The organism is Chryseobacterium sp. FR054 (assembly GCF_056844565.1).
On the sequence record NZ_JBXDSA010000003.1, the window covers coordinates 93,223 to 117,763 of the forward strand.

A 24,541-nucleotide genomic window follows, 5' to 3' on the forward strand; every position below is an offset into this window, starting at 1 on the left:
GTTTCACCAATAATATAATTTACAGGTCCCGTTGATAAGTCTTTTTACCCTGTTGTTAAACTGAGCCGTATTAAAATTAATCAATACCCCTCATTTACAATAACTTAACGCAAGGCAGACAATCCTCTGTATTTTCCTTCATTTTATCCGGGCACAAATCATTTGTGAAAATTTGTGCCGGATTTTGTATTATTGGTGCTTATATTTTTTATTTTTTATCCTTACCGGAGGCTTGCGGCTCCTGTGGCTCCTGGAATAATTTCTTCAGCTCAACAGATTCCAGAGGTTTCATTCTTCCGGAAAGGATGAGTGAAAGTTCTTTTCTTCTGAAAGCGGCAGCGTGTCTCAGCTTTTCCTCTTCAGTTTCCGGGATCATGTCCGGAATAGGAATAGGGCGGTTGAACTCATCTACGGCTACGAAAGTATAAATTCCTTCATTGGTATGGATCTTCTTCTGATTGATAGGATCATCCAGCCATACATCCACATACACTTCCATAGAGGTAGAAAATGCTCTTGAAACTTTGGATTCAAGAACCACTACTCCTCCTTCAGGAATAGGATGATTGAAGGAAACATGGTTTACTGAAGCGGTTACCACTCTTCTTTCGCAGTGTCTTGCGGCAGAAATAGACGCACAGCGGTCCATTTTTGCTAAAAGTTCACCGCCAAAAAGGTTTCTCAGGGAGTTGGTTTCGTTCGGAAGAACGATATTGGTCATAATAGTCAGGGATTCTGACGCTTTTTTTACTTTTGCCATTTCTTAGTGTTGTTTGGAACTGCCGGAGCTGGTTTTATATTTTGCCCGGCCGGTTTTGCCAGTGAATCTTTCTTCAGAGAATCGGAAACCACAGGAGCCGGGGCCTGCACAGGTGTTTTCGCCGTATCTTTAGGAACAATCCTGTGTGTGGAAGTCTGTACGGAAACATGATCAAAGGATTTTTTTCCGAAAAGCAGTTCTCTCTGTGTAAATGCATAATATAAAATGCCCGAAACCGGAACCGCAAAAAGGAAGATCCAAAGAATGGATTTTTTTAACCGGTAATCTTTTTCCCTGTTTTCCGTAATGTTTACTTTCTCTCCATTGCTGATATCGGAAATCCTGATCTCTTCCAACCCGTAAAAGTCGGGATGGCCGGATTCTATTCTTTTTCCTTTAAAATGGGTATCTCCTTCTTCAACCGTAATGGTTCCCAGATTCTGAATTTCCAGAACCTGTTCCGCCTGCAGTTTTTTCTTCCAGAAATCGGTCTGGATCTTTAAATCACTTTTGGAAGCTTCAAGAGACATCTGTTTTTGAGCAGCGATAAAAGCCGCAAGTTCTTCAGATACAACTTCATAATCCACTGCAAAGACAATCTCGCTCGCAGGGGGAAGAATGCTCCCGTTTTCAGAATTAATGATTGCCTTCGAATTTTTAAGCGAAAACACACCGAAACCGGGAACTGTCACAGTACCAAATTGTTTCAGATATTCTAAAATGTATGCCGAAATATTCATCTGACGGCAAATTTATAACTTTTTCATGACTTTTAAAGACATTTCGTTCAATATGAAAAAAGACCGCCGAAGCAGCCTTTTGATGATTATGTATTAAAACGAAAGTATTAAAATCGGTTTTCTATATTAATTTATCCATTATTGAATTCTCCAGCTGATCCCGAACATAAAATTGGTTCCCGCCTGTGAAAAATAATATGGTTCTCCTCCGTAAACTGCTCCGTTATTGACATATTTTTTATTAAACAGATTGTTTACCAGTAATTTCAGAGCGATATCATTATTGGCAATTTTAAACTGATACTGTGCATTGAAATCGGTAAGAAAATAATCCTTCAGCTGCAAATTCTTATCTTCCGTATTATCCAGATACTGTTTTCCTACATATTGGTTCATTAAAGCAAACAGGAAGCTCCTGGAAGGACTAAATTTCAGTGCTAAATTCGCAATAACATCCGGTGAGAATGATATCTGGGTATTCCCAAGATTAATAAGACCGCCCTTACTTTTAATATTGAAATCCTGATTCCTGTTCTGGCTTAAACTCAGGTTTCCGGATACCTCCCACTGCTTCGAAAGCTTTGCCAAAGCTCCGATTTCAATTCCCCTTCTGTAACTTTTCCCTGAATTTGTTCTGATGAATGCCCCTACATTATTAAGTTCTCCGTTTAAAACCAGCTGATTGACATAGTACATATAATATAGATTCGCAGTAAAGGAAACAATTCCGAACTGTTTTTCGATTCCTGCCTCAAAATCATGAAGTTTTTCCGCTTTCACATGATTGTCACTCATCAGGTCGTCCCTGTTGGGCTCCCGGTGAGCATGGGCATAGGAAAGGAATACTTTTCCGTTTCCGATTTTATAGTTCACTCCGGCTTTCGGATTGAAGAACAGCCAGTTTTTATCAAGATTTCCTCCTTCTCCGTCTCCTGCCGTAATAATTTTCGTGTTGTAATCGATATTTCTGATCTGAAGATCTCCGAAAAACTCAAAACGGTCTCCCGTTCTCCATAACGCTTTTGCAAAACCTGCTATTTCACTTTTTACAGAACGGTTTCTGTAATATTCATACTCATTGATCTCCGGAAAGTAAACTCCTGTTACATTTCCGAAATGTCTTCCGTAATACTGATTGGCGACCACTCCGAAATTCAGGTCCACATTTTCAAGCTTTCCGTAAAGGGTGGAAACCATTCCGTAGAAATCATTATCCAGCCATTTCTTTCTGATAAAATCTGTTATATCAACCGGAGAACCGCTGACAACAGGCACCTCCAGATTATAGTTGCTGTAATGGGTTTCCTCAGCATCTGTTTCATCTACTCTTTTATAATTTTCATAGTACCCTCTTCCTTTGGTATAATGCAATGTTGTTTCCAGATTCCAGCGGTCACTGAATTTCTGTTCCCAAAGTAACTGGTAATGATTTTGGCGGTAGTTGTCCGTTTCATTATCATAGAACTTTTCTTCTCCTGTAAACAGATCAGTATACTGTCCCGAATAATTGAATTTAGGATTCGTTTCCCAGGTGGCCCGGTCGATCCCGTTCCATGCCTGATATGTTTTTTCCTTACCCCCGAAAGCCATCAGACGGAGCCTGGTTTTTCCTTCTTCAAACAAGGCGGTAAAATTGTAAGAATCCAGATTGGATGACGCCCGGTCTATATAACCGTCAGAATGAATCTTCGTATATCTTCCCATTACAGACAGCCTGTCTTTCCAGAATTTCCCGGAACCCAGCTCCGCTGAATATTTGTAAGTATTGAAAGACCCGTAGCTGTCATCTGTCCTGAAATACATTTTCTCATCCGGTTCTTTTGAAATCACATTGATACTCGCCCCGAATGCTGAAACCCCGTTATTGGAAGTCCCCACTCCTCTCTGGATAACAATTTGTGAAGCAGAGCTCGTAAGATCGGGAACATTCACGAAGAAAGTTCCCTGGCTCTCGGAATCGTTATAAGGAACACCGTTCATCATCACATTGATCCCCCTGCCTGCAACCCCACGGATTCTGAATCCTGTATAACCGACACCGTTTCCGGCATCCGAAGTTGAGATCACAGAAGTCTGGTTCTTTAAAAGAATCGGAAGATCCTGTCCTACATTTCTGCTGTCCACATCTTTCTGAACATTGATGATCTCTTTGGCAACGGGAAGTCTTTTGGTAAAATTAACAGCTTCAATCTCTCTGGTTTTCAGAGTGTCTTTATTCTGTGCCTGGATAAAGGCTGCAGAGCCTACGCTAAGCCCTAAAAAAAATAATCCTTTCATTCTATAAATCTTTAAAATTTAATGAATAAAAGGGGCGGATTATGATGAATAATGAGTAACCGGGAATATGTAATATCTGAGATGTACTCATTGCCATTACCTATTGCTCATTTTTAATTTCCCTAAACAGCATTACCCGTTCCAGGTTCATTGGGTATAATCTCAGCTTGTTACAGCACCCCTTTATTTCAGCCGCGAAATTACAAAAAATAAACGGAATAAAAAGAAGCTGAATATCAGAGTCGGACAACCTCCATTCTTTCTTTAAAGAATAAGATTTTCTTCTAATAGGTTTTATTATCCACGTCTATATAATAATAATTGGTTCCGTCTTTGGTCACTTCAAACATTCTCCCGAGTTTCCAGCTGAAATTTCTTTTGATATTGGAATATTCGAAAGGAATGATAACTTTATTATGAACATCAATCACCCCGAATCGGTCGTTGTGGGAAGCCACAATCATAGGATCGGAGACATCATCCCCTTCCATAATAAACAGATACTGATACTGAGGATAGATCTTAAACTGCCTGTAATCCATAGGATTTTCGAATGTTGCCTTTTCAATGATTCCGTAAAAGCCGTTGAGCACATACGCCTGGTAAAGCTGCTGCTTATATTCTTCAAACTTACATTTTCCGAGATCTTCCTCTTTGAACTGATACACTCTTTTTCCGGCCCTGTCTACACGGTAGGAAATCATATCCTTTTCTACGGTAGCATAATTTTTTGTACCGAATTTCCTTACCTTTTCGTTGGGGGAATTCAGCAGGTTGCAGTCTTCATAAAAGAATACGGCAATATGATATTCCGGCTGAATGATGAACTTTCCGTTCTGGTTGACATATCCGAATTTCCCATCCTTTTTCTTAGGAATCAGAACCGGAAGATCCTGTTTAATCACCACAAGATCAGATTTGGATTGAGCTTCTGACGGAGCTTTTTTAGCGGCAACTTTTCCTACATTCTTAACCGGTATTTTTTTCACGGATTTAGCCTGTGAAAAAATGAAAACTGAAATAAAAACGCACAAAAAATTAAGGATATTTTTCATATTCATCATTTGTCTGCAAAATTACGGCCAAAAATAGAAATTATCAAATTCATATTTATAAAGAATCTAAATAATTTCATTCTCATAAAATCGTAAAATTTCGTAATTTTGGGGAGCATTTTGAATTGTTTAATCATTTAAAAAACTTTTAAAAAAAACGTAGATTATGCTGACCTTACCGGTGAATGTCGCACCAACATGCGAGATGTCAAAATGCCATTAACTGTATTTATACAGACCACTAAAGAAGCAGCAAAAAATATTCTACCTTTTAATATTGAAAGACTTCTATTATGAATATGTATAAGGATTACCTCAAAGAGATTGAAGAAAGAAAAACCCAGGGGCTTCATCCAAAGCCGATTGACAGTGCTGAATTACTAAGCGAAATCATTACACAGATTAAAGATTCAGGTAATGAGTACAGGGCAGACTCTCTTCAGTTTTTCATCTACAACACCTTACCGGGAACGACAAGCGCAGCCGGTGTAAAAGCTAAATTTTTAAAAGAGATCATTCTTGGTGAATCCATAGTAGAAGAAATATCTCCTGCTTTCGCATTTGAACTATTATCTCATATGAAAGGAGGTAAATCCATCGAAGTATTATTAGACTTAGCTTTAGGTAATGATTCTGCCATTGCCAAACAGGCAGCTGAGGTTCTTAAAACTCAGGTTTTCCTTTATGAAGCGGATACCAACCGTTTAAAAGATGCATACAACAGCGGTAACGCAATTGCAAAAGAAATTTTAGAAAGCTATGCACAGGCTGAATTCTTCACGAAGCTTCCTGAAGTGGCTGAAGAAATCAAAGTGGTTACTTATATTGCCGGTGAAGGAGACATTTCTACCGATTTACTTTCTCCGGGTAACCAGGCACACTCAAGATCAGACCGTGAGCTTCACGGTAAATGTATGATCACTCCTCAGGCGCAGGAAGAAATTAAAGCTTTACAGGCAAAGCATCCTGATGCAAGTGTGATGCTTATCGCTGAAAAGGGAACTATGGGAGTAGGCTCATCCAGAATGTCGGGAGTAAATAACGTGGCGTTATGGACAGGAAAACAGGCCAGCCCTTATGTACCATTCGTGAATATCGCTCCGATTGTTGGAGGAACCAACGGTATTTCCCCTATCTTCCTTACCACAGTAGATGTTACCGGAGGAATTGGTATCGACCTTAAAAACTGGGTAAAGAAAGCAGATGAAAACGGAAACCCAGTCCGAAACGAAGCTGGAGAAGTAATTCTTGAACAGGCTTATTCAGTAGCTACCGGAACTGTTTTAACCATCAATACAAAGAAAAAGAAATTATATAACGGAGATCAGGAACTCATTGATCTTACGAAGTCCTTCACTCCTCAGAAGATGGAATTCATTAAAGCCGGAGGATCTTACGCAATTGTATTCGGTAAGAAATTACAGACATTTGCCGCTCAGGTTCTGGGTGTTGAGGCTCCGACCGTTTTTGCTCCATCAAAAGAGATTTCTCACGAAGGGCAGGGCCTTACAGCCGTTGAAAAAATCTTCAACAGAAATGCAGTAGGCACAACGCCTGGAAAAGTATTACACGCAGGTTCAGACGTTCGTGTACAGGTAAACATCGTAGGGTCCCAGGATACAACAGGTCTTATGACTTCCCAGGAACTTGAATCGATGGCTGCGACTGTAATTTCACCTATCGTAGACGGTGCTTACCAGTCAGGATGTCACACGGCTTCCGTTTGGGATAAAAAAGCTCAGGCGAACATTCCTAAGCTCATGAAATTCATGAACGATTTCGGTCTGATTACAGCCCGTGACCCGAAAGGTGAATACCACGCCATGACCGATGTAATTCACAAAGTTCTGAACGATATTACCGTAGACGAGTGGGCCATTATCATCGGTGGTGACTCTCACACAAGAATGTCTAAAGGAGTAGCTTTCGGAGCTGACTCAGGAACCGTTGCTCTTGCATTAGCAACCGGTGAGGCATCCATGCCAATCCCTGAATCTGTGAAAGTAACCTTCAAAGGTGAAATGAAACCGCATATGGATTTCCGTGACGTGGTTCATGCTACCCAGGCTCAGATGCTGAAACAGTTCGGCGGAGAGAATGTATTCCAGGGAAGAATCATTGAGGTTCACATCGGAACACTTCCTGCTGACCAGGCATTCACCTTTACAGACTGGACTGCCGAAATGAAGGCAAAAGCATCGATCAACATTTCTGAAGACAACACCCTGATCGAATCACTGGAAATTGCTAAAGGCAGAATCCAGATCATGATCGATAAAGGAATGGATAACCATAACAAAGTGCTTCAGGGATTAATTGACAAAGCTGATAAGAGAATTGCTGAGATCAGATCAGGTGAGAAACCTGCTCTTACTCCGGATGCCAATGCTAAATATTATGCTGAAGTAGTGGTGGATCTGGATGTAATTGTTGAACCAATGATTGCCGATCCGGATGTAAATAATGATGATGTTTCCAAGAGATATACCCACGACACCATCAGAGATCTTTCTTACTACGGTGGTGAGAAAAAAGTAGATCTTGGTTTCGTAGGATCCTGTATGGTTCACAAAGGTGACCTTAAGATCGTTTCTCAAATGCTGAGAAATCTTGAAAAACAACAGGGAAAAGTAGAATTCAATGCTCCGCTGGTAGTGGCAGCTCCTACTTATAATATTATTGACGAGCTGAAAGCTGAAGGAGACTGGGAACTGCTGGAGAAATATTCAGGCTTTGAATTTGATGACAATGCTCCAAAAGGAGAAGCCCGTACTGAATATCAGAATGTAATGTACCTTGAGCGTCCGGGATGTAACCTTTGTATGGGGAACCAGGAGAAAGCAGCAAAAGGAGACACTGTTTTAGCGACTTCAACCCGTCTTTTCCAGGGAAGAGTAGTAGAAGATTCTGAGCGTAAAAAAGGAGAATCCCTGCTTGCTTCGACTCCGGTTGTCGTTCTGTCTGCCATCATTGGAAGAATCCCGAGCATTGATGAATATAAAGCTGCGGTTGAAGGTATTGATCTTACGACTTTTGTACCTTCCATTAAGGAACTTACAAGTACAAGTGCCCATTAATACAATTGACAGATAAGTCGCAAGACTATTGAAAATTATATCATTGAAAGATTTTAGTCCTTTAGGATTTAAAATCTTTCAATTTTTTGTTTAGAACGTTTCTATTTTATGATAGTTACGTTTTTTTTTCGATAAAATCCGGAAAATAAATTCTATTTTTTCTTAAATTGAAAGTTATAAAATCTATTGATTTTTGAGATCAAAATACCCCTGTTCATGAATTATAGGAACATTTTTTGATATATAAAAAAAGATTTTTCCTTTTCAGATATTAAAAAAAGGAAGCATTAACGGAAAAAGAACAAAACTACAATAAGATATGACTTTTGATATTGATATGATCAAAAAGGTGTACGAGCGGTACCCGGAAAGAATTGCAGCAGCAAGACAAATCGTGGGAAAACCTCTTACCCTTTCAGAAAAAATTCTTTACACTCACCTTTGGGAGGGAAATGCTACACAGGCTTACGAAAGAGGTAACTCTTACGTAGATTTCGCACCAGACAGGGTGGCAATGCAGGATGCAACCGCGCAAATGGCGCTTTTACAGTTTATGCAGGCCGGAAAAACCAAAGTTGCCGTTCCGTCAACGGCTCATGCCGATCACCTGATCCAGGCGAAAGTAGGAGCCGATAAAGACCTTCAGGAAGGGATCAACAAAAACTCTGAGGTATTCAACTTCCTGAGTTCCGTGTGTGATAAATACGGAATCGGGTTCTGGAAACCGGGAGCAGGGATTATTCACCAGGTGGTCCTTGAAAATTATGCATTTCCGGGAGGAATGATGATCGGTACAGACTCTCACACGGTAAATGCCGGCGGTCTGGGAATGGTAGCCATTGGTGTAGGAGGTGCTGATGCAGTAGATGTAATGGCAGGAATGGCCTGGGAACTTAAAATGCCTAAGCTTATCGGAGTAAAATTAACCGGTAAAATGAACGGCTGGACCTCTGCGAAGGATGTTATCTTAAAAGTGGCAGGAATTCTTACCGTAAAAGGAGGTACAGGCTGCATCGTGGAATATTTCGGAGAAGGAGCGGAATCTCTTTCTGCAACAGGTAAAGGTACCATCTGTAATATGGGGGCGGAAATCGGAGCTACGACTTCCACTTTCGGGTATGATGATTCCATGAGAAGATATCTGGCTGCCACCGGAAGACAGGACGTGGTAGATGCTGCCGATAAAATTGCGGAACATCTGACAGGTGATGCAGAAGTATATGCCAATCCTGAACAGTATTTCGACCAGTTGATTGAAATTAACCTTTCTGAGCTGACTCCTCACTTAAACGGACCTTTCACTCCGGATCTTGCTACTCCGGTGGCTGAATTCAGAGCTAAAGCTGAAGCCAACGGATGGCCTCTTGAAGTTGAATGGGCCCTGATCGGTTCCTGTACCAACTCTTCTTATGAAGATTTATCAAGAGCAGCTTCTATTGTGGAGGATGCGGTATCAAAAGGAGTTAAACCAAAAGCTATTTTAGGAATCAATCCAGGCTCTGAGCAGGTGAAATTCACAGCAGAAAGAGACGGATTCCTGAATTCTTTCAGAAAATTTGAGAACGCAAGAATCTTTACGAATGCCTGCGGACCATGTATCGGTCAATGGGACAGAGAAGGTGCTGAAAAGGGAGAGAAAAACTCTATTATTCACTCTTTCAACCGAAACTTTGCAAAAAGAGCTGACGGAAACCCGAATACCCATGCATTTGTAGCCTCTCCTGAAATGGTAGCAGCTGTTGCTATCTCAGGAAGATTAGACTTCAACCCGATTACAGATACTTTAACGAACGAAGCCGGCGAGCAGGTAAAACTTGACGAGCCTAAAGGATTTGAACTTCCGGAAAAAGGATTTGCCGTAGATGACAACGGATATCAGGCTCCGTCAGAAGACGGATCCAAAGTGGTGGTTAATGTAAGTCCTACTTCAGACAGGCTTCAGTTACTGGAAGAGTTCCCGGCCTGGGACGGTAAAAATATTACAGGGGCTAAAGTACTGATCAAAGCTTTCGGAAAATGTACAACCGACCATATTTCCATGGCAGGGCCGTGGCTGAAATACAGAGGTCACTTAGACAATATTTCAAATAACATGTTAATTGGAGCTGTAAATGCCTACAACATGGAAACCAATAAGGTTAAAAACGAGCTAACCGGTGAATACGGAGAAGTTCCGGCTGTACAGAGAGCTTACAAAGCTGCAGGCGTTCCAACCATCGTTGTGGGAGACCAGAACTATGGAGAAGGTTCATCAAGAGAGCATGCTGCTATGGAGCCAAGACACCTCGGCGTAAAAGCTGTTCTGGTAAAATCCTTCGCGAGAATCCATGAAACCAACCTTAAAAAACAGGGAATGTTGGGAATCACTTTCGCCAACGAAGCAGATTATGACAAAATTCAGGAAGATGACACTGTGAACTTCCTGGACCTTGATCAGTTTGCTCCGGGAAAACAGCTGACTTTAGAATTCGTTCACAAAGACGGAACCAAAGACATCATTATGGCCAACCATACCTATAATGACCAACAGATCGACTGGTTCAAGGCAGGTTCTGCCCTTAACCTGATCAAGCAGCAGGAAAAAAATTAATTGTTAGATTATTAATCATAAAAGACGGTTTTCATGGAAGCCGTCTTTTTTGTTTTTATTCCATTAAAATGATTCTATATCAAGATTCCGGCACAACTATAAAAATTCAACAGGAGCGGACTAAAATTCTGCTTTTATAATGAATTACAATGGCTTTAGCCAAAAAAAATCTGCTCAATCTCCGGAATCTGCGGGAGAATATTTTAGTAATGATAAAAACGGACCTAAACCTTACAGGTTTGAACAGCCCTTCTTTTTCTATTTCAATCGCTCTAAAAGATTAGCTCTATAACTATCACCAATTGGAATTTCCTGTTCTGCCAACATCAGTTTTTTTGCTCCGATACTTTTGATTTTATCCAGATTGATGATAAAAGATTTATGAATTCTTATAAAATTTTCTGAAAGCTGATTTTCAAGGGATTTCAGGGTATCCAGAACAATATATTCCTGATCTGCAGTCCGGATGTTTACATAATCTTTGATGCTTTCAATATAAAGGATCTCGTTATAATGGATGCGGTGCTGCTGACCTGAAGATTTCACGAAGAAATACGGTTCTTTTTTATTTTCAGAGAACGAAAAACGTTCCTGAGCCTTGATGATACTTTTATAGAATCTGTCAAAAGTAACGGGCTTCAGCAGATAATCCACCACATGATGTTCGTAGCCTTCCAGTGCATATTCCGAATAAGCGGTCGTCAGAATATATTTGTGTGTATCGCCCATGATCTTCATAAAGCTGATCCCGTTAAGTTCAGGCATCTGAATATCCAGAAAAATAAGATCGCAGCTGTTATTCCGGATATATTCCAGTGCTGTAATGGGATTTTCCGCAGAAAAAACAAGTTCTAAAAAAGGAATCTTCCTCACGTAGTTTTCCAGCAGTGAAATTGCCAGCGGTTCATCATCAACGATAATACATTTAATGGTTCTCATGCGGGAAAGTTATTTTCAAATCTACGACAAATTCAGATTTATTTTCGCGGATAGATAACTGATAGCTGCCGGGATACAGAATTTCAAGTCTTTTTCTTACATTTTCAATACCTATTCCTGAAAAATCGTCTTTGTACCTGCTGTTTTTAAAATTATGCAGATAGAAATGCAGGGATCCCTGATCATCAGAAATTTTAAGAATAAAACCTTTATCTCTGAAATCACCATGTTTAAAGGCATTTTCCACAAACGGAACCAGCAGCATCGGTGAGATTCCCTGGTTCGGAAGGGTGATATTTTTTTCAACAGTCAACAGTTCAGGATTTTTTATTCTCAGGCTTTCCAGAGCGATCAGGCTTTCAATATATTCCATTTCTTTTTCCAGCGGAATCACGGGTTTTTCAAGGTCTTTGGTGCTGTATCTCAGCAGGCGGCTCAGTTCTTCTATTGCCGGAAGTGCCTTTTCAGAATTCTGGTAAACCAGTGAGTAAATATTATTTAAGGAATTAAAAATAAAATGTGGATTGATCTGTGTTTTCAGAGCCTGGAGTTCTGCATCTTTCTTTTCGGTCATCAGTTTGTTCTTTTCTGCCTCCATTTCAGAATATAATTTGAAAATACATAAAACCGTACTTACAAAAATGGTAATAAAGCTGAAATAAATATTGTCATAGAAGTAAAAGGCCAGCCCGGTTCCTTCCGCATAATTTCTTATTCCAAAGAAGAGAGGTGTCAGCATCTCTTCTACGGAGTACCGTACTACAACAAAACACAGTATACTGACGAGGTATCCGATAATAAATTTATAGGTTTTATTCAGATCAAAAAATTTCGGTACAATCCAAAAGTAATTAATATAAAAACAGGAAAAATTAGTGATAAAGAAGGTAACCGAAAAAATAATACCGGGCTCGTCCTGTCTCTCTATGCTAAGCCTGAAATCCATCACATCTCTGGTTAAGTACAGAAACCAGAAGAAAAGGTGAAGGTATAAAAGCTGTTTCTTTTTCATAAGATAAAAATAAAGTTTAAAGCAGACAAATACGGCTGGTTTTCGATAAACCCGGTAAAATTTCCGATGAATTTTTTTTGCCTTATAAAAATCCGGGCTTTATCTAATCGCTATTTTCCCACCTGTTCTTTCCTGATAATTTTGCACAAAAGGTAACGGAGATCCCGACCTGCTGCTATTAAAATTAAATACCATGAAAAAGATAAGTCTTCTTACTTCTGCATTATACAGCCTCTTTCTGTCGGCACAAACTGCGGGTGATACTGTAAAAGTAAAAACCATTGAATCTGTATCGCTGGAAGGAAAGAAAAAAATCATAGAACGAAAGGTAGACCGTCTTGTTTATGATGTTCAGAATTCAATGGTTTCCCAGGGAAGTTCCGGAACTGAAGTTCTGGCGAATACTCCTTTGCTGAAAGTGGATGAGGACAAAGGGCTTCTTTCTATTATAGGAAAAAGCGGAGTTTCAGTGATGGTGAATGACCGGATGCTTAATCTCTCCGGAACGGAACTGATGAACTATCTGAAAAATCTGCGCTCAGAGAATATTGCTAAAATTGAAGTGATCACCACGCCCCCTGCCAAATACGATGCCCAGGGAAACAGCGGAATCATCAATATTGTCCTGAAGAAAAATCAGAATCCGGGATGGAGCGGTTATCTGAATACGTATTATAAGCAGACTACATTTGCCGGATCCGGAGGAAGCGCAGGTGTGAATTATCAGAATAAAAAGCTAAAAGCCTCCTTAAAACTCCGCGGCTACGATGAAGACAAACGTTCCGTAGAAAACTACAATGTGATCAGCAACAGATCGTCTAAGAGCAAAGATGAAAGAAAGGATATGAATGACGGACTGGGAGCCAATCTCAGCCTTGATTATGCGCTGACCGGACAATCAAATATTGGTTTGATCTATGATATTGCCAACGGACATTCCAATATGGATATTACATCTTTCCAGGATTATTTTAACGGTGATGCTCGTATTCTGAGAACCCATACCGATTCCAGGCACCGTTCCACGTCTAAATCCAGAATGCTCAATCTGTATTTCGATCAGAAGTTCGGAGAACATAAATTGAGCCTGGGGGCCAACTATTATGGCAATTTACCCGAAAACAATGTTAATTTTACGACCACAGATCTTTCTGATCATTCGGAGCAGATCGTCAGAAATCTTTCTTCCGTGGATTATAAGATTTATTCGGGGCAGGCAGATCTGTCTTTAAATTTTAAAAAAATCCAGCTGGAAACCGGGCTCAAGTACAGTCAGTTTTCCAACCGTTCAGACATTGGTTATTTTAACCTGACCGGAGGTGATTATGTGATGAATCCGGAGAGAAGTAATCTTTTTGATTATGATGAAAAAAATTATGCCGCATACTTCAGTGCAGGCAAGGATTTCAGCGAAAAGTGGTCTGCAAAACTGGGCTTGCGTTATGAATATGCTGAAACAAACGGATACTCCATCAGTACACAGTCTGAATCTGAAAATAAATATGGGAAACTGTTTCCTTCTGCGTATGTTTCTTATAAAGCCAATGACCATAACCAGTTCAGTCTGAATTATTCCAGAAGGATCAACCGTCCGGTGTTCCGGGCTCTGGATCCGTTCAGATGGTATTCTAATCCGTACAGTTATTATGCAGGAAATCCCAGCCTTCTTCCTTCTTTCAATGACAATCTGGAATTCAATTACATCTTTAGGAATAAGTGGTCTGCCAACCTTTATTATCAGAGGTCTACCGGTAATTTTGACCAGATCACATTCCCGGACGGGATCTATATGACCAGTACCTATGAAAACTATTACAATCAGGACAATTACGGGATCAACCTTAATTATACGGATACATTTTTCAAAATGTGGGAAAGCAGCCTTTCCGCTTCATACAGTTACAGCGATACACAGATCACCAGATTCAATGCAACGGTGATGAACGGGAGTTATTTTTACTATTCTTCCAACAATACGTTCCGGCTGAATAAGGAGAAAACCATTTATTTTTTCCTTAATTACTGGCAGTCTCTTCCGTCCAGAGGAGGTAATTCCACCTCAAAAAGCAATGCGAGCCTAAATGCAGGCTTTAAGCTGAGTCTGATGGATAAAAAGCTTCAGATGAATGTGTCTGTGAATGATATTTTCAGGCAGGCAGGATACCGCGGAAGTGCTTATTTTGAAGATAATGTTCAGACATTTAACAATTACTGGGATGCCAGAAGACTGAATGTAAGTGTGACTTATAATTTTGGAAACCAGAAAGTAAAATCCAATACCCGCGCTGTGGATTTTGAAGAAAAACAAAGGGCTCAGTAAAATTAAAAACTTTTAACCTTCTCTATATAAAAACTGATAACCATGAAAGCTTTTATTAACCGTACAGATTAAAAGGAGGGAAGCCGGAATCTGCTTTTCGTCATATATAATGACTGAAGCTCCCCCTCTAAAACTTAAATGATAAAAACAAAAACAGTTTCAGATCTTTTATCGATTCCAGCTCCCATTAAACCTCTTAACATCTCCTAATTATGTTCGTTTACATGAGAAAGGACAATTAATATAATTAGTCCTATTTTTTACAGTTATTGAGAAAATACTTCAGTGAACTTATCTCTGTTCATAAAACACCGAAGTATTTTTTCTAAAATTTAAGCCGGTCTTTTAAAATTTCAAGATGTTCATCCGTAAAGTCTAAATGAGTGACAAAGCGTACCAGATTCCGCCCGAAAGAAACGCAATAAACTTCTATTTCACTAAGCTTGTTTACCAATTCACCGGAAGTAATATGTTCAGGTAATTCTGCCAGTACAATGTTGGTGCTGATGGGATAGATTTTCTCAATCCAGGAATTTGAGGCCAGTATTTTTCCCACTTCTTTTGCCCTGCGATGGTCTTCTTTCAGTAAATCAACATGATGATCAAGAGCATATATTCCTGCTGCGGCTAATCCGCCGGCCTGTCTCCATCCGCCCCCCATAGCTTTTCTGTAACGCCTGGCCTGTGCTATAAAATCTTTTTTACCTAAAAGCAGGGAGCCTACCGGGCAGCCAAGCCCTTTTGAAAGGCATATTGAAATACTGTCAAATGTTTTTCCAAAATCAAGCGGGGTTTCTTCAGTTTCAGCCAAAGCATTGAAAAGCCTTGCCCCGTCTAAATGAAGAATAATACCATTTGCAGTGCATACTTCTTTAATCTTTTTGATTTCATTAAAGTCATAAATACTTCCACCTCCTTTATTTACGGTATTTTCCAGAGAAACCATTCTTGTGACCGGCTGGTGAACATCATTGGCATTATTAATGTTTTCCTCTACCATTTTAGCCGTTATTCTTCCCAGATTACCGTCAAGAGTTCTTACAGATGAAAAAGCGTTCATTGCAATTCCGCCGCCTTCATATAAATAAATATGGGAAAGCTTATCACATATGACCTCATCGCCGGGTTTTGTATGCACTTTTATGGCAAGCTGGTTGGTCATGGTTCCCGTAGGACAGAACACAGCTGCTTCCATTCCGAAAAGACGGGCGGCTTTCTGTTCCAGTTCGTTTACAGAAGGATCTTCCCCATATACATCATCTCCTAATAATGCTGCATCCATCACTACTTTCATTTCCTTTGTCGGTAAAGTGAGTGTGTCGCTTCTTAAATCGATTTTCATCTTAATAATGTTTAAAAAGTTTTATAGCATAAGCTGTTTTCGGAGAGAAAATTCCGTTTATGTTAATTGGTCTGTATTCTTTTTTACTGAGGTGTTTAATCAATAGGAATAGCGTATAAGTAATTTTCAAGATAACTGGAACTGAACGTATAATACCCTGCCGGCTTCTGCTCTATCATTACATATAAAGTCTGAGACGCTCCGGTCACTTCTACGATAGAACTTCCGGCAATGGATCCTATTCGCGTAGGGTTAGGGGTAGTGGAATTGAGCATTCCTCCATAGGCCGTATTAGAACCTGCAGGCCCTAAATGAGTGAAATTATTATGTTCCAAAGCCATAAAATTAGATGGATTGGTTGATAAATAGGTACGCAACCAATAGCTGATTCTAGGCCCGCTACCTGCTGAAGTGCCACCAATATTGGTAAATGTGAAACAATTATTTACAATCCATTTTCCCTCAGGTAAAGTAATAGAGAAACCACTGTAATTATACAGACGTGAGGTTTGACCTGCCTGTCCCGAATCAAATGTTACCACAGAGGGTGGCAGGGTTCCTCTTACATTAGGTCTTAAAATCGCAGGTAAAACCCACCTCGCCTGTCCGTCATTTCTGCTCACTAATATTTTATTGTTCCCCTCTGTACCGTCTGTGATTTTTATTTTTCCGTTAACATGCAGTTTGTTATCCGGATTTAATATCCCTATTCCAACATTTCCTGTTGAGTTTTTTACGACAAAATCGTCATTTTCCTGTATCACGGGACTATTATTTTTCATAGCATCTACGTGAAAAATCCCCTGCGGATTGTCTGTCTGAATGCCAACCTGTCCGAAAAACAGGGAACTAAATAATAGAGTAAATATTGATATGTAATGTGTTTTCATCTTTCTAATATTTATTATCTCTATTAATTAATAGGAATTGCATAAAAATAGTTTTCCGGTAAACCGGCATTGAACCTGTAACTGTTTGTTGGCAACCTGTTCTCTAATAACAGATAAATAAGTACTCCGCCAGGTTTTTTTACATCGATCAAAGATCCCCCGGAGATAAAGCCATACCTTGTTCCACTAAAATTCACTGAACTTCCTAATATCAGTCCTGCATATGCAGTCCCTGTCCCTGCAGTCCCCATCTGAATAAAATCAGGTGAACTCGCAACAGCAGTTGGGCTGGTAGAAAGATAAGCATGCTGCCAAAACGTACCAGTAGTATTTCCTATATTGTCAAAAGAAATTCCTGCGTTGATTACCCATTTTCCTTCCGGAACGAAAATAGTAACCCCTGAGTTTATCGGGTTGTTCTGTCCGTCTCCGGTAGTATTTGTACCATTAGGAGTTGCTAAAACAGCATTGGTGTAATTGCCCAAAACAGTTGATCTGTATACTCCGGGAGCAGTCCATGTTCCAACCCCGTTGTCATCACTGGTTAATACTCTTCCCGCTGCCTGGGAACCGTCTACTATTTTTATCGCTCCCCTGGTTTCACTATTAATATGAAGTTTTGCAGTAGGGGTGCTCGTTCCGATACCTACATTTCCGGCAGGGGTAACAGTAAAGTCGTTAAGCTGCTGTGTTGCGTTGGGATCGTCCGGTGCAACCGGATTGTCTTTCCCGGCATCTACGTGGAAGGTTCCTTTAGGATTAGTTGTATTGATGCCTACCTGGGCGTAAGCTGTACCATTCAAAGCAATGAATGAAAGGATTAATAAATGTTTTTTCATTATAAATTTATTCTAATAATTGTGACATAAACAAATATACTTTTATCTGTTGATGCAAACAATCACTTTGTGTTAATTAAATACTAAACATAAAATAATATCACTAAATAATCTGATAAATATTAACCTGTTGCTTATATGAAATTATTAATATAATATTATTTTATCTTCTTAAATGCAAAATCGAAATCGTCCGATCATTGAGGTTTAATCATTCTGTTTTCAATATGAAACAGTAACATGCTAAAATTACAGTTCTCTCCTATTTACTGAAATCCCTTTGTTTTCAGAATTTTTTTAAGTAAATAAGTTTAGATCACTTTTTGTTGAACTAATTTTCATCATTTGTGTTTAATTTTTTTTGCAAAATTATTTTTTTTAGTATTCTTAAAAAATAATGGATATCTACTATTTTTTTAAAAAATTATTTTTTTAGACCTTCCAGAAGATTTTGAATACGCGGACTTTACCTATCCGAATATGTACTCATCCAACGGTAAAAAGACCTTATTACAGCCTTTCCCGGCTCCTGTCCTTCAAAATATCAAACCCCTGATATTCTGAATACTTACGTTTTTTCTTATTTAAATCTTAAATTATTAAACTAAAAACTTTATCTTTAAATGGCCATAGTTTCAGGAAAGTTTACGGTTTAACCGAACGTTTTCTGCCTAAAAACCTATCAACTTAATTACATCTAATTATATGGAAAGAAAAAAGATAAATTCTATGAGTGTGCAGGAATTTATGGAGAAAAACAAATCACACAAAACACTTGAGGATCATGATTATGTTGAATTATTTTCCGAAGTGATCTCTATGGCTAAAACCTATGCGGTGGGTCCTTATTTTTACATTAAAACAAGTAATGCAGAGCATAAAGCAAAAGAGCTGAGTAGTAATATTACTGAAATGACCCCTTTTTCAGAAGAAGAATGGTTCTGTAATGATCTTTCCTATTTTTCATCAGCATTTCATCCTGAAGATCTTGAATATGTTTTATCAGCGACTACCTTAACAAAAGAAATATATTTCAATGCGAGTGAGGTATCACGTAATAACCTGAAATTTAACATTTATACAAGATATAAAAATAAAAACAACGAATACAGGTGGGTAATAATGCAATCGCACTTCTATATTAATAAATACCAGGAAATTGAAAGTGTGCTGTATATGTTCTACGACTTATCCCATATTTCAGTAACAAGTGTACCTCTTCTTACTGTCACAAATTATAATAATAATACGCTGGAATATTATAAACACATAGACGACAAAATTCAAAAGATTGACGTCAAAATTCCTACGATCACCAAGCGGGAAAAAGAAATTTTAAAATTAATGATTCAGGGGTTCAATTCTCCCGAAATTTCTCAGAAATTATCTATTTCCTACACTACGGTTGAGAATCACAGACAGAACTTAAGAAGGAAAACCGAAACCAGAACCTCTTCAGAACTGGTTGCTTTTGTTTTGAAGTACAATTTGTTGCACATGTAGGCATAGGAACAGAACATATTTCATAATGACAGCAGTCTGGTTAAATAACTATTTCTGAAAATAAAATTGTTTGAGCAGATGTAACAAATTTTATTTTTTAGCGTCTAACCGGATAGTAGTAAAAAACATTATGAAAAAAACTTTATTCGCTATATCGCTGATAAGCTCTCTGTTTGCTTTTTCTCAGGAAAAGAACAATACCTCGAAAGAAAAACAGATTGAAGGGATTGTGATCACCAAAACTAAAAAAGCCATCGAACAGAAGGCAGACCGTACTATTTTTGATTTCTCGGAACAGCCGCAGCTGAATACAGGAAACGTTCTTGAAGGCATAAAAAAGCTTCCGGGACTGGTTTCTACGGATATTGCCGGAATGATGTACCAGGGAAAAATGCTGGATGTATACCTGAACGGCCGCCCTTTAAACATCACCTCTAATGAACTGAATTCTTTTCTTGAAGGAATGCCTGCCAATTCCGTAGAAAGAATTGAAGTGATTACACAGCCGGGAGCAGAATTTCCGGCTACTTCCGGAGGCGCAATCATGAATATCATTACGAATAAAAATGCCAATAAGTATTTAACAGCTACCTATTCCGGAAACTATTCATTCTCTGACTATGATAAATACAGAAGCCGGACGAGTAATTCCCTGAATCTGAATGCGAGAAATAAGTATTTCGGATGGCAGCTGAACGTAGGCCAGAACTACCGTGAAAATATGATGATAAACCAGCAGGATGAGCTGCTGAGCAGTAATACGGACAGGGTAAGCCGCGGTTATTTTGCAAAAGCCGGTGTTACCTTTGATCTGGGTATGGACAGGCTATTGCTGAACTACGACATTTATCACAACAATAATGATAATTATACGTTAAGCAGCGGATTTGCAACGAAAATAATTCCGGATATAACCAATCCAAATGGATATTACCTGAAAGATTATACGTTTAATAATAATTTTGACGCTTCGAATTCCAATAATGTAAGACAGGAAGCCGTGGTTACCTACCAGAAGCGTTTTGATGACAAATCTAAAAAACTGGATTTCCAGTTCGGCTTTACCAAATCGGATAATAAATTCAACCAGGACAATATCCTGAGATATGAGTCCTTTACCGACGGACAGCCTGTGGGCAACCCTACGGGAAATATCCTGAACAACAGCACAGACATGAGAATTGCGAACTTTAAAGTGGATTATTCGCAACCGATTAAACTGATGGACGGAGGTAAGGTAAGCTTCGGAGGTTTATATGAAAAAATGGACTTCGATACGGAAAGCAGAGGTATAACCAACCTTGAGTACCAGAGACAGACTGCTTCCACCTATCTTGAATTCCAGGCCAAGCTGAAAAAATTCGACTTCATCCTGGGTGGACGTGCCGAAAATTATGATATTTCCGGAACAACAAAAGTATACAGTTCGCAGAACGGCCTGACAGAAGCTGCTCTTCTTCCTTTCAATAAATTCAAATTCTTCCCGAACGCCAGTGTACAGTACAACCTGATGAACCAGGTGTATGTAGCTGCCAATTATAACAAGAAAATCAGCCTTCCGAGTATTTCTGCCCTGAACCCGAATAACACGACATTCGGAGGACCTAACACACAGATCAACGGTAACCCGAATCTTCAGCCTACGATATTTGATAATTACGAGGTGAAAGTTTCCGCTTTTGACTATGCTTTCATCGGATACAGTGTAAGTTCGGCAAAAAATCAGGTAGCACAGCTTATCATGAGGGACGGAAAAAACCTGTATAACCAGCAGGTGAATATTTCCAATATGAGAATCCATAATTTCAATGTAGGTCTTCCGATTCCGTTTATGGTTTTCAGCAAACCTCTGAGTGAGATTATGAAATTCAACTTCAATCCGGACAAGATCAACTTTATGTATCTTTATGCGGGTTATCAGAAGCATGAAATCGATGGTCTGAACAATAAAGGTTTCTGGATTTTCAATGTGATGACGCAGCTGATTCTTCCGAAAGAAATAACGTTAAATGCCAATTACAGCTATTTAACCCCTAAAGGAAGTTATTTTTATTTTACCGCAGACAAGCCATTCAACAATTCTCTGAACCTGACCCTGACCAAGAAGTTTATGGATAAGCGTTTAACGGTTTCATTATTTGCGAATGATATTTTCAACTCCCAGGTAATGCAGGCCCATTCCAGCCCGCTTCAGGGAATGCCGGTAACCATCCGTTCTAAAAATGATACCAGAAATTTCGGAATCTCGATCAATTATAAGATTCCTACCAAAAACAAACTGGCAAAAGAGGATCCTAATATCCTGAATCAAACCAAAAAAGAAGAAAGCGGAGGAGTAATGCAGACCCCGCAATAAAGATTTATAAAGGCAGTACAATGGTTACTGCCTTTTTATTTTTAAGGGTATCAAAGAATTATATTTCGTCATATTTACGGAGTTTATAAGTGTTATGAGGTGCTGAGGAAAGAAATTACAGCATCAGTATTTTATTCCATTAAAAAACTACGGTCTGGAATCTCCAGTTCAATGTATCCACTAAGGTAAGCTGATTTAAACTCACCGGGAGATCTGCAATAATTTTCAAAGCCTGAATAGCCATCATGCTGCCTATTATGCCGGGTAATGCTCCTAAAACCCCAAGGCTGTCACAATCCGGAATATCCTCATCAAAGGGAGGCTCGGGAAACAGGTCCCTAAGATTTTTACTGCCATTATGATTAAATACCGCAGTCTGACCCGAAAACCCGGAAATACTGCCAAACACCAGAGTTTTTTTCAGTTTTACGCAGATATCATTAATCAGGTACCTTGTTGAGAAATTATCTGATCCGTCAATAATAATATCGTATTGGCAAAGAATTTCTCCGGCATTTACTTCATTTATTTTTTCCTTAATTCCTATACATTTAACCTGATGATTAAGCTTTTTTACAAATTGTTCCGCGCTGGTAACTTTAAGGGTTCCCACAGTATTTTCGTTATGAATGATTTGGCGGTTCAGATTATGCAGCTCCACCTCATCAAAATCCGCAATCCCGAGAGTTCCCACTCCGGCTGCTGCCAGATACTGAATAACAGGGCTTCCCAAACCTCCGGCTCCTATCACAAGAACTTTGGAACTCCGTATTTTTTTCTGCCCATCCAAACCGATCTCTTCTATAAATATCTGCCGGCTGTACCGCTCAAAAATATCTTCCTTTTTCATGTTCAACCTCTATAACTGCTGTAAACGGAATCCCAGTCTTTCATTACCGGATCATATCCCGCTTTTTTTATTATATTCCTGATCTCTTCCATGCTTCGCTCATCGCTGGTCTCAAACTGTTCCAGAGATTCTTTATCCACAGCGTAACCACCGGGGTTTGTTTTGGAACCTGCACTCATCGCCGTTGCTCCCAGGGAAATAATATGGTTTCTGAATGTCTCGTTTTCACGGGTGGATATGGAAATTTCAAGGTCTTCATTCCAGATCCTGTAAGCACAGATCAGCTGGAGCAGATCTCTGTCTTCCATGATAAAATTGGGTTCAATGATCCCTTCTGCCGGCCTGAGTCTGGGAAATGAAACAGAAAACCGGCTCTTCCAGTATATTTTCTGTAAATAATCAATATGAAGGGCATTAAAAAAACTGTCCACCCGCCAGTCTTCCAGACCAAGCAGGACCCCAAGCCCGATTTTATGGATTCCCGCTCTTCCGATTCTGTCAGGGGTCTCCAGCCGGAAATGAAAGTTTGATTTTTTGCCTTTAGGATGATATTCTTTATACACTTCCCGGTGATACGTTTCCTGATAAACCAGCACAGAATGTACCCCTTCCTGATGCAGTACCGAATATTCCTCTTCCGAGAGGGGCTGTACTTCAACCGAAATATTGGCAAAATGAGGTCTGAGCAGCCTCACTGCATTCCGGAAATACGGAACACCTACTGTTTTGTTCGCCTCACCGCTTACCAGCAGAACATGGTTTACTCCCATAGATTTTAAAACGGAAGCTTCCACCATTATCTCGGTATCCGAAAGTGTTTTTCTCCTCAGCGGGTTATCAAGACTGAAGCCGCAGTAGGTACAGATATTCTGGCATTCATTGCTGAGATACATCGGTGCGTATAGCTGAATCGTTTTACCGAAACGTTTTTGGGTAGCCATCCTGGCCATTTTCGCCATCAGCTCAAGTTTTTCAGCAGCGGCAGAAGACAGCAGATTCAGAAAATCATCCGGTGTTTTATGCTTTTTCTGAAGGCTCTTCAGTACATCGGACAGCGTTACACTTTCCAGCCTTGCTTTTACCTCATCCCAGTGATAAGCTTCAAAAGTATCTTTAAAACTGCTCATTCTCCTGTATTATCCGAATAAAAAAGACGTTAACGGGCTGGAAGCTTCCGCATGATCCGTAACGGCACCCAATCCGGATTCAAAAGCTCTTCTTCCTGCAATGACTCCTTCTTTAAAGGCAACAGCCATATTCACCGGATTTCCCGCCACAGCAATTGCTGTATTTACCAACACCGCATCCGCTCCCATCTCCATTGCTTTGGCGGCATCCGATGGTGCTCCTATTCCCGCGTCTACCACCACAGGCACCTTAGTCTGACTGATGATGATTTCAAGAAAATCAAGTGTTCTCAGCCCTTTATTGGTTCCGATAGGAGCTCCCAAAGGCATGACCACAGCAGTTCCTGCATCTTCAAGACGTTTGCACAGTACCGGATCAGCATGAATATAAGGCATGACCACAAACCCCAGTTTTGCAAGCTCTTCGGTAGCGTAAAGAGTTTCTACCGGATCGGGAAGAAGGTATTTCGGGTCGGGATGAATTTCGAGTTTTATCCAGTTGGTTTCCAGAGCCTCTCTGGCGAGCTGGGCTGCCAATACCGCTTCTTTAGAAGTTCTTGCCCCTGAAGTATTGGGGAGCAGATGCACACGGGTATTTTTCAGTGAATCCAGCAAACCGTCTTCCTCAGCCTGGGAATCGATCCGCTTCAGAGCCATCGTCACCATATTGGTCTCCGATGCCGTAACGGATGCTGCCATTTCTCTGAGATCACCGAATTTACCCGTTCCCAGAAACAGTCTTGATTCAAATATCCTGTCTGCTATTATTAATTTCTGATTATCCATATTTTACTGTTTATTTTTTCTAAAGTTATATTCCGCTGATAGTGTTGTTAATGATCATTAACCGAAATCTTTCGTTCA

17 protein-coding genes are annotated in these 24,541 nt (G+C 39.7%); 5 read left to right on the plus strand and 12 right to left on the minus strand.

Translation table 11 applies throughout. From position 1 onward, the window contains the following. Positions 1–208 precede the first annotated feature (208 nt). The 4 genes from AC106S_RS13175 to AC106S_RS13190 all read right to left on the minus strand — a co-directional run bounded on the left by AC106S_RS13175 (position 209) and on the right by AC106S_RS13190 (position 4,766). Entirely contained in the window at positions 209–760 is a 552-nt protein-coding gene (locus AC106S_RS13175) for an acyl-CoA thioesterase (RefSeq protein ID WP_482439708.1), read from the minus strand. After that, positions 748–1,500, minus strand: a complete 753-nt coding sequence (locus tag AC106S_RS13180) for an HU domain-containing protein (RefSeq protein ID WP_482439710.1) — start codon at positions 1,498–1,500, stop codon at positions 748–750. Before AC106S_RS13180 ends, AC106S_RS13175 begins: the two co-directional genes overlap by 13 nt. 138 nt (positions 1,501–1,638) lie before the next feature. Beyond that, positions 1,639–3,777 carry a TonB-dependent receptor gene (locus tag AC106S_RS13185; RefSeq protein ID WP_482439711.1) on the minus strand — a complete coding sequence of 713 codons (2,139 nt, stop codon included), beginning with the start codon at positions 3,775–3,777 and terminating at the stop codon, positions 1,639–1,641. Positions 3,778–4,061: 284 nt separating this feature from the next. Continuing rightward, on the minus strand, positions 4,062–4,766 hold the full coding sequence (locus AC106S_RS13190; protein ID WP_482439712.1) for a WG repeat-containing protein: 705 nt from the start codon (positions 4,764–4,766) through the stop codon (positions 4,062–4,064). A 359-nt stretch (positions 4,767–5,125) separates the two neighbouring features. Here AC106S_RS13190 and AC106S_RS13195 point away from each other — a divergent pair, with 359 nt between their 5' ends. Continuing rightward, entirely contained in the window at positions 5,126–7,909 is a 2,784-nt protein-coding gene (locus AC106S_RS13195; protein ID WP_482439713.1) for a bifunctional aconitate hydratase 2/2-methylisocitrate dehydratase, read from the plus strand. Positions 7,910–8,228: 319 nt separating this feature from the next. Beyond that, the gene (locus AC106S_RS13200) at positions 8,229–10,499 is read left to right on the plus strand and encodes an aconitate hydratase (RefSeq protein ID WP_482439715.1); all 2,271 of its coding nucleotides are present in this window, start codon (positions 8,229–8,231) and stop codon (positions 10,497–10,499) included. Between the two features lie 258 nt (positions 10,500–10,757). Here the strand turns inward: AC106S_RS13200 and AC106S_RS13205 are convergent, their stop codons facing one another. After that, entirely contained in the window at positions 10,758–11,438 is a 681-nt protein-coding gene (locus tag AC106S_RS13205) for a LytR/AlgR family response regulator transcription factor (protein ID WP_482439716.1), read from the minus strand. Then, a complete protein-coding gene (locus AC106S_RS13210) occupies positions 11,425–12,450 on the minus strand; it encodes a sensor histidine kinase (protein ID WP_482439717.1) in 1,026 nt (341 codons plus the stop codon). Before AC106S_RS13210 ends, AC106S_RS13205 begins: the two co-directional genes overlap by 14 nt. Before the next feature lie 193 nt (positions 12,451–12,643). On the opposite strand from AC106S_RS13210, the gene AC106S_RS13215 reads away from it, so the two are divergent. After that, positions 12,644–14,770 carry a TonB-dependent receptor domain-containing protein gene (locus AC106S_RS13215; protein WP_482439718.1) on the plus strand — a complete coding sequence of 709 codons (2,127 nt, stop codon included), beginning with the start codon at positions 12,644–12,646 and terminating at the stop codon, positions 14,768–14,770. A 325-nt stretch (positions 14,771–15,095) separates the two neighbouring features. Here AC106S_RS13215 and AC106S_RS13220 read toward each other — a convergent pair whose 3' ends face one another. From AC106S_RS13220 to AC106S_RS13230, 3 genes are all read right to left on the minus strand, one after another. Next, the gene (locus AC106S_RS13220; protein ID WP_482439719.1) at positions 15,096–16,112 is read right to left on the minus strand and encodes a threonine aldolase family protein; all 1,017 of its coding nucleotides are present in this window, start codon (positions 16,110–16,112) and stop codon (positions 15,096–15,098) included. Positions 16,113–16,207: 95 nt separating this feature from the next. Next, a complete protein-coding gene (locus tag AC106S_RS13225) occupies positions 16,208–17,002 on the minus strand; it encodes a hypothetical protein (RefSeq protein WP_482439720.1) in 795 nt (264 codons plus the stop codon). Between the two features lie 23 nt (positions 17,003–17,025). Continuing rightward, positions 17,026–17,841 (minus strand): hypothetical protein, encoded by an 816-nt coding sequence (locus AC106S_RS13230; protein ID WP_482439721.1) that lies wholly within the window; start codon positions 17,839–17,841, stop codon positions 17,026–17,028. A 705-nt stretch (positions 17,842–18,546) separates the two neighbouring features. Here AC106S_RS13230 and AC106S_RS13235 point away from each other — a divergent pair. Together AC106S_RS13235 and AC106S_RS13240 are read left to right on the plus strand one after the other, a co-directional pair. Continuing rightward, positions 18,547–19,344, plus strand: coding sequence for a LuxR C-terminal-related transcriptional regulator (locus tag AC106S_RS13235; protein WP_482439722.1), 798 nt, complete (start codon positions 18,547–18,549; stop codon positions 19,342–19,344). Between the two features lie 130 nt (positions 19,345–19,474). Next, positions 19,475–21,700 carry a TonB-dependent receptor domain-containing protein gene (locus AC106S_RS13240; protein WP_482439723.1) on the plus strand — a complete coding sequence of 742 codons (2,226 nt, stop codon included), beginning with the start codon at positions 19,475–19,477 and terminating at the stop codon, positions 21,698–21,700. A gap of 139 nt (positions 21,701–21,839) precedes the next feature. Here the strand turns inward: AC106S_RS13240 and AC106S_RS13245 are convergent, their stop codons facing one another. From AC106S_RS13245 to AC106S_RS13255, 3 genes are read right to left on the minus strand one after another with little or no spacing between them, the layout of a single operon-like run. Beyond that, the gene (locus tag AC106S_RS13245) at positions 21,840–22,550 is read right to left on the minus strand and encodes a HesA/MoeB/ThiF family protein (protein WP_482439724.1); all 711 of its coding nucleotides are present in this window, start codon (positions 22,548–22,550) and stop codon (positions 21,840–21,842) included. A 2-nt stretch (positions 22,551–22,552) separates the two neighbouring features. After that, on the minus strand, positions 22,553–23,677 hold the full coding sequence (gene thiH / locus AC106S_RS13250) for a 2-iminoacetate synthase ThiH (protein WP_482439725.1): 1,125 nt from the start codon (positions 23,675–23,677) through the stop codon (positions 22,553–22,555). A gap of 9 nt (positions 23,678–23,686) precedes the next feature. Beyond that, a complete protein-coding gene (locus AC106S_RS13255; protein ID WP_482439727.1) occupies positions 23,687–24,463 on the minus strand; it encodes a thiazole synthase in 777 nt (258 codons plus the stop codon). Between the last annotated feature and the right edge of the window lie 78 nt (positions 24,464–24,541).